Origin of the sequence: Sphingobacterium spiritivorum (assembly GCF_016724845.1) — a bacterium.
Taxonomy (GTDB): Bacteria; Bacteroidota; Bacteroidia; order Sphingobacteriales; family Sphingobacteriaceae; genus Sphingobacterium; species Sphingobacterium spiritivorum_A.
Map to the genome: position 1 here is coordinate 1599378 of NZ_CP068082.1, position 16355 is coordinate 1615732.

General features: G+C 40.0%; 10 protein-coding genes. 7 read left to right on the top strand and 3 right to left on the bottom strand.

Annotated features, from left to right (window positions below; translation table 11 throughout):
- Positions 1 to 100 precede the first annotated feature (100 nt).
- From I6J03_RS06695 to dusB, 6 genes are all read left to right on the top strand, one after another.
- Positions 101 to 2494: a TonB-dependent receptor gene (locus tag I6J03_RS06695; RefSeq protein ID WP_039990112.1), complete on the top strand. Its 2394-nt coding sequence runs from the start codon at positions 101 to 103 to the stop codon at positions 2492 to 2494.
- A 22-nt stretch (positions 2495 to 2516) separates the two neighbouring features.
- Entirely contained in the window at positions 2517 to 3746 is a 1230-nt protein-coding gene (locus I6J03_RS06700) for a DUF4374 domain-containing protein (protein ID WP_003008623.1), read from the top strand.
- Between the two features lie 153 nt (positions 3747 to 3899).
- Positions 3900 to 5486, top strand: a complete 1587-nt coding sequence (locus I6J03_RS06705; RefSeq protein ID WP_157600502.1) for a hypothetical protein — start codon at positions 3900 to 3902, stop codon at positions 5484 to 5486.
- Between the two features lie 63 nt (positions 5487 to 5549).
- Positions 5550 to 6728 carry a PepSY-associated TM helix domain-containing protein gene (locus I6J03_RS06710; protein WP_003008626.1) on the top strand — a complete coding sequence of 393 codons (1179 nt, stop codon included), beginning with the start codon at positions 5550 to 5552 and terminating at the stop codon, positions 6726 to 6728.
- Between the two features lie 59 nt (positions 6729 to 6787).
- On the top strand, positions 6788 to 9232 hold the full coding sequence (locus tag I6J03_RS06715) for an outer membrane beta-barrel family protein (protein ID WP_232279745.1): 2445 nt from the start codon (positions 6788 to 6790) through the stop codon (positions 9230 to 9232).
- Positions 9233 to 9418: 186 nt separating this feature from the next.
- The gene (gene dusB / locus I6J03_RS06720) at positions 9419 to 10414 is read left to right on the top strand and encodes a tRNA dihydrouridine synthase DusB (protein ID WP_003008630.1); all 996 of its coding nucleotides are present in this window, start codon (positions 9419 to 9421) and stop codon (positions 10412 to 10414) included.
- Positions 10415 to 10484: 70 nt separating this feature from the next.
- Here dusB and I6J03_RS06725 read toward each other — a convergent pair whose 3' ends face one another.
- The 3 genes from I6J03_RS06725 to I6J03_RS06735 form a co-directional block, all read right to left on the bottom strand.
- Complete coding sequence (locus I6J03_RS06725; protein WP_003008631.1) at positions 10485 to 11900, bottom strand: lipopolysaccharide biosynthesis protein; 1416 nt, start codon at positions 11898 to 11900, stop codon at positions 10485 to 10487.
- Positions 11901 to 11992: 92 nt separating this feature from the next.
- The gene (locus I6J03_RS06730) at positions 11993 to 12274 is read right to left on the bottom strand and encodes an acylphosphatase (protein ID WP_002997581.1); all 282 of its coding nucleotides are present in this window, start codon (positions 12272 to 12274) and stop codon (positions 11993 to 11995) included.
- A gap of 36 nt (positions 12275 to 12310) precedes the next feature.
- Positions 12311 to 13483 (bottom strand): amidohydrolase family protein, encoded by a 1173-nt coding sequence (locus tag I6J03_RS06735; protein WP_003008633.1) that lies wholly within the window; start codon positions 13481 to 13483, stop codon positions 12311 to 12313.
- Between the two features lie 421 nt (positions 13484 to 13904).
- Between I6J03_RS06735 and I6J03_RS06740 the strand changes: the two genes are divergently transcribed.
- A complete protein-coding gene (locus I6J03_RS06740) occupies positions 13905 to 16340 on the top strand; it encodes a TonB-dependent receptor (protein ID WP_003008636.1) in 2436 nt (811 codons plus the stop codon).
- The last annotated feature ends 15 nt before the right edge of the window (positions 16341 to 16355 follow it).

The following is a 16355-nucleotide window of genomic DNA, read 5'->3' on the forward strand; positions in this document are numbered from 1 at the left end:
AGCAACTACTTACATTTTAATTTAAAAATAAGTTTGTATGTAGCCTTCGGTAAATCCGCAGAAGAGCAACATATCTTATATATAATTAATCTAAATAAGAATGTCGTATTTAAAAACGGTATGGTATATCATCTTTGCCTCCATATCGATGATCAGTGTAGCTCAACAGCGGAATGAAGTAAAAGGACGTATTGTCAATAATACAAATGAAGGAATTCCTGATGCAAGTATTCAAATTCAAAATTCAACTATCGGCACTAAATCTATTGAAAACGGAGATTTTAAAATTTCGGGATTAGCAGATGGCCAGCATGTTCTCCTTATCTCTGCAGTAGGTTTCAAAAAGACAAGCGTCAAAATCAATACGGCTTCAATACCTGCAACATTGCGCATTCCTTTAGAAAAGGACCTCAACCAACTCTCGGAAGTCAATATTAACGGAAAAACACAATCAAAAAAAATCAAAGAGACAGGTCTTAATGTCAATATTATTGAGACCAGACAATATGCAAATACAAACGCAGATATCAATCAGATCTTAAACAGAAGTACCGGTGTTCGGATTCGTGAACAGGGCGGCTTAGGCTCAGATTTCACATTTTCTTTAAATGGCCTTTCCGGCAATTATATCAAATTTTTCATTGATGGAATACCTATTGAATCCTTCGGATCGGGTATGACATTGAATAATATGCCCGTCAATATTGCGGAGCGTATAGAAGTGTATAAAGGTGTTATTCCGGCGCACCTCGGATCAGATGCTCTCGGCGGAGCCGTAAATATCGTCACCAACCGGGATAAGAAAAAGTTTCTGGATGTAAGTTACAGCTATGGTTCATTCAACACACACCGGGCAGCTGTGAGTGGCGGGTTTAAGGATAAAAACGGAATTATGGTTAATGTAAACTCTTACTATAACTATTCGGACAACGACTATCTCATGAAATCCAATCCCAAAGCAAATTTTTACCTGACTGTACCCAATCTTCAGGACGATTCCCGTTTTGACACTTTAGCTACTGCAAGAAGATTCCACGACCAGTACCGTTCGGCAATGGGTCAATTAGAGGTAGGAGTAGCAGATAAAAAATGGGCAGATGTTGCTGTATTGGGAATCACTTATAATGATGTCTACAAACAGCAGCAGACCGGAGCTACACAGGAGAAAGTGATCGGCTTGGTGGACAATAAGTCTCATAGTATAACTCCGAGCATACGTTATCGTAAGAACAGATTATTCATTGATAACCTTTCTGCGACCTTGTTCTCAAATATTAATATCAGCAAGGGAATCATCACAGATACAAGTTCTTATGCACCCTTCTTCTGGGATGGCAAGGCCCGGGAATATCGTCCTAATGCCGGAGAATTTAATTCAACTAAGTCTATTTCACATGATAAATCCTATAATACACTCACTCAGGCTAATCTGAATTATACTCCCATAAAGAATCATATCCTTAATTTAAATTACAACCTCAATATCAATCAACGGGAACGATTTAATGAAATTGACCCGTACAATCAATACTACAATAAAACTAATAAGATAGCAAGACATATACTCGGATTAAATTATCAGCAAAACCTGTTCGGGGATAAATGGGTCAACAGCTATTTTTTAAAGAACTATACCCTTTCGGGTAAGGTTGATGATGTCTCAGGCAAAAGTACCCGGGAAAACAGCAGCTTTACGGGCTATGGAATTGCATCTTCTTATACCATATTCGGTGGATTTGGAATCAAGGCATCTTATGAACATGCATACAGATTGCCAACATTTACCGAGTTATACGGGAATGGGTTAGAGATTGAAGGCAATTCGAATCTGAAACCAGCCAACAGTGACAATTACAATGTCAATCTCTTTTACAACACTGCATTCGGAGACCACAGCCTATCTTTCGATGCTTCGGCTTTCTACAGAAATGCAAAGGATTACATTATTTCCCAGCAATATGAAGAAGGTAGCAACGGAAGTAAAAGCCAATCAAAAAACCAGGGTGGAGTCAAAATAAACGGAGCCGATTTTGAAGCAAAATACACATACCAAAGCTGGTTGAAAGCGATGGTAAACATGAGCTATTATAATGCTCAAAACAGAGAAAAGTATATAAAAGGTACAGAAAACAGAGTAGATATTACCTATGGAAGCCGCACGCCAAATGAACCCTGGTTATACGGAAATGCAGATGTCAGTGCACTGTTCCGCAATCCATTCGGTACCAAAGAAAGCTCACTGGTTGTCAATTACTACCTGCAGTTTGTCAACAGTTATTCGCTGAGCTGGTCCAAACTGGGAGGTAAACAAACAAAAGACTATATCCCGGAACAGTGGTTAAACAATCTCGCCGTAACCTATTCAATGAAAAACAACAAATATCATATCACACTGGAAGGTAAAAATCTGACAGATCAGATAGCTTATGATGTTTTCAAACAACAAAAACCGGGACGTTCCTTTTCCGTGAAACTTAGATACAGCATTCAATAATAATTATTTAACATAAAATAAGATGATCAGTACAATTAAAAATTCATTGGCAATGTTAGCCGGATTAAGTCTGGCTACCGCTTCGATGACAGGATGTAGCAAATCTGACGGAGGCACTACCGAACCGCAGGATTCAAAAGCAAATTATGCTATTACGTACAGCACAACTAATGGTTATTACTTACTTCCGATAAAGGATTTGATGAGTGGTACCATATCGCCTGTAGGAAAAGGTACAGATGTAACAAGCATATTTACCTGGTCAGAAAATAAGATCCAAAAGGGTAAGTATTTCTTTCACCTGGATCCGGAAGGTTCAAAATTCGGAAAATACAATTTTGAATCCGGTGAGTTGGTTACAGAAAAGGTTGTGCCTTTTACAAAGTTTTCTTATCCATACCTAGGATGGCATACCTGGATTGATGATAATACATTAGCATTCGGTACACGTAACGGAGATGAATTTGCAATCATGAACGCGACAACTCTTGAAATCTTAAAAAGCGGAAAAATCCAGACAGGTACGCAGATTCCGGCAGATCACAGTATAGGTATTAATTCGGCTATTCCTCAAGGTAACAAGATGCTTGTGACACTTACACTGAAAGATCTGAAAACAAATACCACTTTAGATAATTCCTATACCGCGACAATGGATATCAACACCTTTGATAACTTTAAGATCACAGGTACAGAAAGTCGCTCCGCTCCGATCGGTGCTATACGAAACGGATATTTCCACAAATTCAGTGATGAAGGCTATACATACCTTCTTTCTCTTCCAATGAAAATGTTAGGTGGTGGAAAACCTCACTTACCGACAGCTTTCTTCCGGATCAAAAACGGTGAAACAGAATTTGATAAAAACTACTTCTTCAACACAAGCAAAAGTCTGAATGGAGATCACCAGCTTGGAGTAGCAAATCTTGGAAATGGCAAAGTGATTATTGCAAATGCCAAAGATGCTGCAAACATGGTCAAAACAAAAGATGACTGGTGGTACGCTGCGATGTGGGAATACTATGTTGTAGATGTAAGGTCGCAGCAGATCATTCGCAGACTGGACTTCCCTCCGTTGTTAAACTCTACATCTGCAGTAGTGGATAATGGAGTCGCTTACATTGCAGTAAATGATCCAAAAGCGGATGCAATCTATATCTGGTCTTACGATTCCAAAACAGATAAGCTGACCAAAGGTGCTAAAGTAGATGGCGGTACAGATGACACTCCGGTATTATACAATCTGAAATAATCGTTTATAAATCAGGTCGGGGATCGGGCAGATTACCCCGACCTGATTATCCCTATCCTTAGGCAGCAGTATTCACTAAATGCGACTGCTTTTATTATCAACCTATCCAAACATATACAAGAGTTTCATTAATCAATATTTAACAATACTATCATGAAATACTTAATTATCATTTGTACAGGTTTGCTCTGTATGTTTAATTCTTGTTCCAAACAGGAGTCAGGATTAGTAAACACGACACAAAATTCGGCTGATCAGCCAGTCAATACACTATTTGCAAAAGTATTAGCAAAAGCAGTTGAAGATGAAAACATCAGATCATTTCTTAGAAATGAATCTCTTAAGAAATTTGATAATGACTATGATGTGCTGTATCAGATAATAAAAGATAAAAAACTGAATAACGATCAGATTTTCAGTACAGCCATTTCTAAATATGCAGAAGATCCTCAACAATTTCTGGAAGCGTTAGAAAGCAACCCGCTGTTAACGATTTATATTCCGGATCTGAAAAATTTTGGTGCAACCAGATGGAATGTACAGAATCAGGTACCTGTTGTAGCTGTCCGAGATCTGGATAGAAAAATAAAAGGGGATAACATCATTGCTTACAACAGTAAAAATGCTGAAATAAAACTGAGCTACACCACCGAGCCAGATATTCCGGTCATAGTGGTGAAGGATAATGAAAGAATAGAAAAAAGAAAAACCGATAACACTTTACAAGCTCACACCTCATCAAAAAAAATGGCTGTCAGCGCTGTCACAGGTACTCATCTTAGTGACTTTGTATTTCTGGATTCTTCCTTTATCAATAAAGATTACAATGCATCCGCTACAGCAGAGCTATCTTCCGTTCAGAAGAACAATGGCCCTTTGCTGTTAAAGACAACAGCTAATACAAAACGAACATATCAGCTCACAGATCAGGTAATCGGTCATCAATCCTATTTCATTCACCCTGCGGGAGGGATAAACTGGGCTTCACCATCCAGTATCTACTACGGGAGAGTAGACAATGTAAAACTCATGACTGCCGGACAAACCTATACGGATTTTCAACGTGATTATATTTATTACAATATTAAATCAAATACGGATAAAGGAGCCTTCGTAGCGAACTATATTGAATGTATAAATTCCATTTCATTTACATCAGATTTATCCAAAAATTACGTCATAGATGACCAAAGAGACTGGACCGACGGAGTCTTGGAAATCGCTATTCACGTGTTTTTTATTAACAAAAACGGAGGTTTGGAAAGTACCAGCAAGGTCATAAGTGTGGAAGCAAATGAAATATTTAAAAATGATCCTGTTACCAATAAACCACGTGTATACTACCTTCCTACTCCAATACCCATTATCGAATGGGATCTTTATAAATATGGTGACACCTGGAGCTTCTATGTAGAAGAAATAGATCCCGGATCTGTTTCAGAGAAAAACATTTATACATCCTCTTCTTATTCCGGTAACTGGGAAGTTTCCGGAGGCTTCTCCATATTTAAGATTGGTGTAACCACAAAAGCATCCGGAAGTACGAATCAGCAACGTAGTGAGACGATCAATCTAAAGGTCAATAATACATCTGACGATTTGGGTAAAGGAATATTGAATTACAGCGACAGAATAATGAATGGTTTTGAAGACATAAGTCCTTTCATTACAGTAGGGAAAGTATATACGGTAAAAACCGGAATCATTGAATTAGGAATTGTGCCCAAATTAAAATATTAACATCAATAGCATTAACATTCAAACCGGGAGAAGTCCTTATCTCCCGGTTTATAAAAGAAATAAGTGAAAAAAAGATTAAGTAAACTCAATGCATGGTTACACCTTTGGTTAGGAATAGTAACCGGAATACCTGTAGTCCTCATCAGTCTGACCGGTTGCGTACTGGTTTTCGAACAGGAAATCAGAATGTGGACAACAGATTATATTGCTGTAGAAGAGAAAACTGCCGACGAGCAGCTTCCTCCCTCCGTGCTGTACAAAAGTATAAAGCAAGCATTTCCTGAAAAAGAAGCGGAAAGCTTCTGGTACAATGGGCTTAATAAGTCTGTCAAAGTCAGTCTGCATGATAGCGACAGTATCTTATACGTAAATCCTTATAACGCAGAAGTACTGGCAACAGCACATCATGAAGATTTTTTCCATTTTATAGACGAGGGCCATCGTCATCTGTGGTTTCCCGGTAAAATAGGAAAGAAAGTAGTAGGATACAGCACACTTATTTTCTTTTCTCTCCTTATTACAGGAATTATACTCTGGTGGCCAAAAAAATGGAATAAAAGATCAGCAAAGCAAAGTTTCTTTATCAACTGGAAAGCCCGCTTCAAAAGAATAAACTACGATCTGCATAATGTACTGGGCTTTTATTCTTTACTTCTTGCCCTCTTAATGTCGCTGACGGGATTAGTAATGAGTTTCCCCTGGATGAGACAATCTATCGTATGGCTGAGCGGTGGTTACCCTCCAAGACCAAAAACGGAAGTCAAAAAAACAGATGAGGAACAGAAAATCACATTCTCACACGCAGAAGATCTTCAAAAAGTAGACAAGATATGGTTTACAGTACGAAAGGAGATTGCCTTACACAATAAAGAGGCTGTGATCATACACATTCCGGAAGGGGATGATAAGACAATATATGCCTGCACGGATATGCATGCGGGTAGCTGGAGGGATCTCTCTTTTGATCGGGAAACATTGGCGCTCACCCCGCGTACGCAGAAAAAGATGGAAGATTCTAACAGAACAGAATGGCTGATGCGTAACAATTATGCTTTGCATACCGGATTCATCGGAGGTATGACCACCAAGATCCTCTATTTCCTGGCCAGTCTTATCTGTGCCAGTCTGCCTATAACCGGATTTTACATCTGGTGGGGTAAAAAAAGCAAGAAAACAACCACCCGTAACAATCGTCGGGGAACTTCAAACAAAAGAACAAAAACTGTATTACAGGCGACCTGATGTATTTTTTATACCCTAACATCTTGTCCGTACCACAACGAATTGCACGTATCCATATCATGAGATCTACATATATACTATTTCTATTTATAGCCGCAGCATTAGTAAAGGCCTCACCGGCTTTTGCGCAATCCGGATTCAGTATCAGAGGGAAAGTGGTCGATCATAGAGAAAAGACACTTCCCTATATGACGGTCAGTCTGCATAATGCAGAGAATGTAACCCAAACTGTAGTAACGGTAACGGATAGTACCGGAACATTTACGTTTAAAAATATTATATCAGGAAAATATTATATCTCCATCAAGAGTATGGCTCATCAGGATCATATCGGAAACCGCTTTAATATTAATCCTCCCGGCAACAATCATGACATGGGTATTATCCAGCTAGTTAGCAAATCCAATGTTATGGATGAAGTAATTATTGAAAAGAAAAAAAACCTTATTGAGCAGCAGACAGATAAAATGATTGTCAATATCGAAAACTCTGCTCTCTCTGACGGAAGTTCAAGTCTCGAATTATTGAATAAAATACCCGGACTATCCGTATCCGCTGATGGAAAAGTAACGCTCAAAGGCAAGTCTGATGCATCTGTCATGATCAATGGCAAGCTCACCTATCTGTCTGCAGATCAGTTGGCCAATCTTCTTCGCAGTACTTCTTCACTGGATGTGACCAAGATTGAAGTGATGACAAATCCTTCTTCTAAATATGAAGCAGCGGGCGAGAGTGGCATTATAAATATTGTGCTTAAAAAAGGCCTGAAACAAGGATTCAACGGGACAGTAAATCTCAACGGAGGGGCGGGAAGAGGTGCACAGCTCGGCGGAAGTATCAACCTGAATTACCGGACTTCCAAAACAAACTTTTTTGCTATCTATAATCAGTACTATCAAAATCTGGAGAACAGGATGGAACTGACACGTTATCTGCTGGACAATACGTCCGGTGAACCTGAATTTATTTCGAAACAGACCAATCTGGAAAAACCGAAACTGAGATCTAATAATTTCCGCATCGGAGCTGATTTTATCTTATCTCCTAAAAACAGCATCGGTTTTCTTGTCAACGGTGGATTTGGCAAATTTCCGAAATACGAACCTACGCAAAATGATTTCAGCAATGCGGCCACTCAAAAGCTCTTATGGCGAGCCAACACCCTAACGGAAGGACGCGAACGCTGGGAAGACATGTTGTATAATATTAATTATGTACACAAGTTTAATGAAAATGGTCATCAGCTAACCGTAGATCTGGACCATGTATACCATTATTCCAAAATGGATCAGTCCCTCCTTACCACTTACAACGACGAAGCCCAGCAGCAAATCCGTCCGGTATCGGGTCGTATAGGTGATATCCCTTCCAGGAACAAGGTATATGTAGGGAAATTAGATTATACATTACCTTTTGAAAACGGTTTGAAATTCGAAGCCGGATATAAAGGAAGTCTCGTAAAAACAGAAAATGACCTGCGCTACGACACCCTTCAGCTGGGTCAATATGTACCGGATCTGAAAACAAGCAATCATTTTATTTATCATGAAAGCATTCAGGCCGGATATATCAATGTAAATAAAGAATGGGGTAAATTCAATACACAAATCGGTTTGCGTGGAGAATATACAGATACAAAGGGCGAACAGCTAACCACAAATAAAACATTCACTAAAAACTATTTTAACCTGTTCCCATCTGTATTTTTAACCTATTCCATTAACGATCAGCATAAAATGCAGGCTAATTACAGCAGACGGGTAAAACGTCCTTCTTTCTGGGATATGAATCCTTTCAGAGTATACACAGATCCATTTTCATACTACGAAGGTAATTCCAGATTAAATCCGTCCTTTGCCAATTCATTTGAGTTAGGTTATACCCTTTTGGGAAAATATATCCTGACTGCAAATTACAGCCATTCGGAAGATGTTGTAAATGAGATCGTAGGTCGTGATCCATCCGAACCCAACACTGTCTTTGAACGCCCGGCAAACCTCGGAACATTTACCAATATGGGGCTATCACTCACAGTTCCCCTGCAACTTACCAAATGGTGGACTGCTACATATTTTGGTAACTTCTACCGCAATAAGTATGAACTTCCTATGGGCCAATCTTTAAGTATAAGAGCCGGGAATACATTAGCATTCAACGGGCAGAATACCTTTTCGCTGCCGCACAACTGGAGATTTGAGCTAGGTGGCAATTATACTTCAGGGATGACAGTCGGTGTTCACGAGCTAAAAAGCTACGGTCTGGTGTACAGCGGAATACAGAAAAACTTTCTCCGGAACAAAGCTATGCTAAAGCTGGTGATTAACGATATCTTCATGACTAATCAACGTCGATATGAGACGAATTACACGGACATCCGCACCTTCGGAAAGATCAACCGTGATAGCCGTTCAGCCTTGCTGACCTTTACTTACCGGTTCGGAGGGGACTTCTCTTCCGGAAAAGACAGAAGTACAAGTAGCGAGGATATTAAAAACAGATTGTAGGATACAGAAATACGAACAAGGCTCCGGCAAAAAGGATGATTTACAAATCTCCCCTTCTGTCGGAGCTTTTTCTGTAATACATTATTATCCTTACTATACAGCCGCCATTTGCCATATCTGTATCTGAACAGATCACTTTTACGTTAGAAATTTAAAATTGCGTATCTTTGGAAAAATTTTCAAAAGATGTCTGTCAAGATTGGTGATCATATTGATTTAGGTAACTTTCCGTTATTATTAGCTCCCATGGAAGATGTGAGTGATCCTCCCTTCCGTTATGTCTGTAAGCAAAATGGAGTAGATATGATGTATACGGAATTTATCTCTTCTGAAGGGCTGATCCGCGATGCGGCCAAGTCCAGACAGAAGCTGGATATTTTTGAATATGAGCGACCTATCGGAATTCAGATCTTCGGATCAGAAATCGAGCATATGCGTCAATCTTCTGAAATATGTTCATTGGCAAACCCTGACCTGATTGATATTAACTATGGCTGCCCTGTTAAAAATGTAGTCTGTAAAGGAGCGGGTTCCAGCCTTCTTCAGGATATAGATAAGATGGTCGCCATGACAAAGGCTGTAGTGGAAGCTACTCACCTTCCCGTGACTGTCAAGACCCGCCTGGGATGGGACGATAATACCAAGAATGTATACGAAGTCGCTGAACGTCTTCAGGATGTAGGGATCAAAGCTCTTTCTATTCACGGGCGTACACGCGCACAGATGTACAAAGGACAGGCAGACTGGTCTATGATCAGAGATGTAAAACGCAATCCACGTATCAAGATCCCGATCTTCGGAAACGGAGATATAGATTCGGTGGAGAAAGCCGCTGCATGGAGACAAGAATTTGAAGTAGATGGAATCATGATCGGTCGTGCCTCTATCGGATATCCGTGGATTTTCAGAGAAATCAAGCATTTCTTTGAAACCGGACAGCGTCTGGAAGGCCCTACTATTGCTGAGCGTGTAGAAGTATGCCGCACACACCTCACCAAATCTATTGAATGGAAAGGTGAAAAAACAGGTATTTTTGAAATGCGCAGACACTACGCCAATTATTTCAAAGGCATTCCCAACTTCAAAGAATACAGAATGAAATTAGTAGGGCTTCAGTCTCACCATGAAATTCATGAGGTATTGGATGAAATTCAGCATCAGTTTGCTGAGGAAATTATTTAATCAGCAAATTTTCTTAGATTAAAAGAACCTCTCCCTAACTCAATCCTTAAAAAGGAGAGGGAAAATATACTCATCGTTTCAGAACAGCTTTTATTTTCTTGCGCTCTGCAATAAAAATACCGGCCAGAAATACCACAAACAATCCGTTACCAATAATCAGATTACGGTCAAATACAAAATTAGACAGATACGTAATTCCGGCACCTATCACCATATATACCAGCATTTTCCCGACTTTATAGGGTATAGGATAATTTTTCTGTCCCCAGATATAAGACAGGATCACCATAGACGCATAAGCCAGAAAAGTAACAAAGGCTGCTCCTGCATAGCTGTACCTGGGAATCAGAAAATAATTGGCAACAACCGTAATCAATGCCCCTATTCCTGAAATATAAAGTGCATATCTCGTCTGATCAGACAGCTTGTACCATACAGACAGATTCATATATATCCCGAGAAGCACGTAGTTAAACAGCAGCAAGGGAACAATAAACAGTCCGGACCAGAAAATTTCACGATGGGCAGCATCTCCCTTGATAAAAAATTTGAGCCACTCTATATTAGCAGATATACCCACCATCACGATCATCATCGCAATGACCAGATATTCCATTATAAAAGCATAGGTAGACCGCGCATTAGCATTCTTTGAATACGAAAAGAAAAACGGCTCTGCTCCCAGCCGGAATGCCTGTACAAAAATACTCAGGAACATCGCCAGTTTGGATACCGCTCCATATATACCATTATCCCGGTCTCCGATTTCTTTCGGAAGATACATCGGCATTACGATCTTATCCAGATTCTCATTGATAATAAAAGAGATATTGGCAATGAGAATCGGGAAGCTATAGGAAAGCATGCTTTTGATCAGCTTCCTGTCCGGCTGAAAGCTAAATTGTCTCATTTCTGGTAACATCAGGACAAGAGTCAGCACACTCGCTACCAGATTTGAGATAAAGACATATCCGATCCAGCCATCCTTAAACCATCCGGCAAACCACTCTCCGACGACTCCCCCATCTGATATTATTACTGGAACGATCAGAATGAAAAACAGGTTAAGCCCTATCATGGTCAGGATATTGACCAGTTTGATGATAGCAAAGCGAACAGGTCGGCCTTGTGAACGGAGTTTGGCAAAAGGCACAACGGCAAGTGCATCTGCCGTCAGGATAATTGCAAAATATTGAATATATCGCTGGTAGTCCTGATCAAACTGTCCTTTGTTAAGTAGAGCGGAAATTTGCCCGGAGAATACATTTGCACTGATGAGAAACAGCAGTGCGAAAAAAGCAATAACAATAAAGCTGTTATTAAATACCCGTTGTTTATCCTTCTCTTCTACTTTCTGAAGGTAACGAAAATAGGTGGTCTCCATTCCGAATGCCAGTACGGCATTGATCATAGAAGCCCAGGCATACATATTCGTAAATATCCCATATGCTGCCGGCGGATATTTACTGACATACAGCGGGGTCATGATGAAGTAGAGTAACCTCGAAAAGATGGTACTCAATCCATAAATCATCGTTTGACCGGCAAATTTTTTGAGAACTGACAACGATCTAAGTTTTAATGACTGACTTTCTTTAATACTTCAAAATTCCTGAAGCCTTTCCATTCGCCATCTGTTGCGGAGACTTCCGCAACTTCTGCTCTTTCGGGTCCTTCTTCACAAAACTCAAGTAAAGACGCTAAAGCAAAGTCATCCCCTTCGGCTTCTATATATACAGATCCGTCAGGCAAGTTACTCACAAAGCCTTTTACCCCTAATTGATCAGCGACCGCCTTAGTCGTAAGTCTAAAATAAACCCCCTGTACTTTTCCCCTAACAGAAATATTCCAATGTTTCATATCAGAAACAAAAGTACAGAAGATTTTGAGGAATTGCTACGCTATTCGTTGAACAGTTACATTGGAAGTCAATCTCAGGTTTTCCATGCCTTCCAACAGGATCAACCCCGGTTTTTTACCTACTTCCAAAGAACCCAGCTTATCATCAAAATTCAGGAACTCAGCTCCGTTAATAGTAGCCCAAGTAATCGTTTTCGTAAATTCCAATGCTGGAAACGCCTCATGTATAACTTTCAATTCTTCCAGAATATCCAGTGTATCGTTAGAAGCAAAGCTGTCTGTACCCAACACAATTTTCTGATCATCATTGACAAAATTCATCACTTTAGGCAATGCTCCTTCAATGTACAGATTTGCTTTCGGACAAAAACACCATACAACTTCACGATCCATACGACGTACGAAGTCCAGATCTTTCAGGGAGGTATAGGTATTATGCACGAGCATCAGTTTGTTACGGACAGGAAGATTCGGAAGATACGACTGGATCGAATTGCGGGCTTGTGCTTTGAAGTCAGCAATATTATATCCGATCTGTTCGTAAAACTTCAGAAACTCACCTTGTTTATAACGGAAAAGTTTATTCTCCGCTTCACTCTCCTGATTGTGAATACTGATAAGGCTATCACCCTGGGTAATTTTTTTGAAAGCTTTTAACAGTAATTTGGAACAAGAGTAAGGTGCGTGTGGAGTAATGGAAGAGTGTGTGTCATTAAAATGATATCTTGTTTCCTGTGCCTCTTCGAGCCGGGATTCGACCTGATCTTTGTTTAATCCCATTGCTTCGACAAAGGTGTGATATTTAATACTGCTTCTTTCCTTTACAGCAGCGGAAAAAGAAGTATTGACATGATCACCTACAGCCTGGATACCATTGTCATACATCAACTTGTCAGCTTTCTCGATGTGTTTAATAACTGTCTTTTCATTTTCTTTTCTTGATGTCATCACCGCACTGATAAACTGGGGAAGGCCAGTGCGTTGCGCAATCGCGCCTTTAAGATAAGACAATTCAATGTGGCAGTGTGCATTAATAAATCCTGGTATCAAGACTCCATTTAACAATTCGATCTTTTTACCAACCAATTCTACAGCATCATTGGCATACACCCCTTGAATCACCCCGGAGTCGTCAATAGCAACGACACCCCGCTTAATAGGCAGATTAGTAATCGGCAATACGTAATCGCCAGAATAATATTTAACCATTTTTCTTTGTTTATAAAATGTCCTAAGAGTAGGAGGTTTTACTTAATGTGATACACAAAAGTACTCAATTTATTCTAAAATCCCTGATAATAAACAATTTTTTAAATCGTACTATAAAAGAAAAACTAAAGCCTACTAATAAAACTTTTAAATAAAAAGAAAGAACCGTGCCAAGCTTTTTTTTTCACATTATTTTAACATATACCTCATTATTCATCATTAATTTTGCTACCTTCGAACCATCAAATAGGGGTGCCTTGTTCTATGAACACGAATTAAGGCTGAGATTATACCCAACAAGAGTATTCTTGTGCACCTGATCCAGATAATGCTGGCGGAGGGAAAAGGTTAGTTAAATTGTAACACTGTTGTAGCCCCTTGCAATAGTTTGTTTAACTCAAAAAAATTCATCTTTATTATCATGATTAAATCATTAATCATTGTTCTGTGGCTCTGCGCACTCACAACTATCACTGTTGCACAGCAGACACTGACTGTAAAAGTTCAGGACAAATTAAAATCTACGGCACTTCAGGATGCTACCGTCACCCTGACCGGCCGCACCAAACAGACACTGACAAGCAATAGTACCGGTATCGTACAATTCACAAATCTGCAGTCTGATGACTACCTTCTTAAAGTGAGCTATATAGGATACAACACTGTACAACAAACAGTTCGCGCAGGTCAGCAGACACAAATCACGATTGAAATAGAACCCCGTTCCATTCATACGGAAGAAGTACTGGTACAGGCCACCCGTGCGCGAAACAACTCAGCCACAACGTATAAAAACCTGAGTAAAGAGGATATTGCTAAGAATAATCTGGGACAGGACATCCCCTATCTGCTGGATCAGACCCCTTCGGTTGTCGTCGGGTCGGATGCCGGGGCAGGTATAGGATATACGAATATGACGATCAGAGGATCTGACAACCAACGTATAAATGTAACATTGAACGGTATTCCGCTGAATGATGCTGAAAGTATGGGTTCATTTTTTGTAAATCTGCCTGACTTTGCATCTTCTGTAGAGAATATACAGATACAACGCGGAATCGGCACATCTACCAACGGCGCCGGATCCTTTGGTGCGTCTCTGAATATCCAGTCCAATACTTTAGAAGAAAATCCATATGTAGAACTTAATAATTCATTCGGATCCTACAATTCCTGGAAAAATACACTCAAGATCGGATCGGGGCTTATCAATAATAAGTTTGCATTCAATGCCCGGTTATCGCGCATCCTGAGTGATGGTTATATCGAACGTGCTTCTTCGGACTTAAAATCCTTTTATATCGATGGAGGATACTACAGTAAAAAGCATATTATCAAAGCAATCGTCTTTTCCGGTAAGGAAAAGACCTATCAGGCCTGGTATGGTACGCCTGAACCGTTAATAAAGGGTGATCGTGCAGCTCTGGGTGATTATGCAACAGCAATGGAATTATCCAAACCGGAGGATATCAATCGTCTGCTGCAGGCAGATCGTCGATACAATATCTATACATATGATAACCAAACGGACAATTATACCCAGACGCACCATCAGTTACATTATACCTATTTCATAAATGACCAGCTGACTCTGAATACTGCTCTTCACTACACACGTGGAGCCGGGTACTATGAAGAATTTAAAGAAAATGATAAGTTAGCCAAATACGGCCTTCCGGACATCACAATCGGTAATACGACATACAAGAAAACAGATCTTATCCGTCGCCGCTGGCTGGACAATTATTTCTACGGAGCAACTTACTCGCTGAACTACAATCCAAGCAATGACCTTAAATTTACACTGGGCGGCGCTTACAATCAGTATAAAGGTGATCACTACGGGCAGGTCATGTGGGCCAGGTATGATACCGTAAGTACTCCCGGGTATAAATACTATGCAGGTGATGCGCAAAAGAATGACCTGAGTGTGTTTTTGAAAACAGATTATCAGATCGGCAACTGGCTGCTGATGGCTGATGTACAATACCGTAATATAGATTACAAGATCCGCGGAAATGATGACAAGATCAAAAACATGGACTTTCATTCTACATTCAACTTTGTCAATCCAAAGGTTGGCTTTACTTACCTGATTAATTCAACATCTAACGTATATGCTTCCTATGCCTACGGCAGCAAAGAACCGGTACGTAAGGATTTCGTAGAGAATACCAGCGGAACAGATCCTAAGCCGGAGAAGATGCAGGATGTGGAGTTTGGATACCGTCTCAGAAATGAATACTTCAATATCGGCATCAATGGCTACGGTATGTTTTATAAAGATCAGCTTATCCCTACAGGAGCTATTAACGACGTGGGATCTGCCATCAGGCAGAATGTACCGGACAGTTACCGTATAGGACTCGAATTTGACGGTGCATGGCGTATTTCCGACCAGTTTACATGGAAAGCAACTGCCGGTCTGAGTCAGAATAAAATCAAAAATTTTGTGGAGTATCTCGGTGCTGAGACTATACAGTACAACAAAACTAATATTGCTTTGTCCCCTTCCGCTATCCTTTCAAATGAACTGGCCTACAGTCCGATAACACCGTTGACTTTTGCACTTGCATCCAAGTATGTATCCAGACAGTATCTGGACAATTCTTCTGCAAAAGAAAGAAGTATTGACGCTTTCTTTGTCAACAATCTTCGCACCTATTATACGTTCAGTATGTGGGGAATACAGAAAATTGACCTGAGTCTGAGTATCAATAATATTTTCAATGAAAAATATGAAACCAGCGGATATACCTGGGGCTACCTGGATGATAATAAAGATCGTCTTTATTATAACTTCTACACACCACAGGCAACGACTAATTTTATGCTGGGACTTAATGTCAGATTTTAGACACTTCGCTCTTTA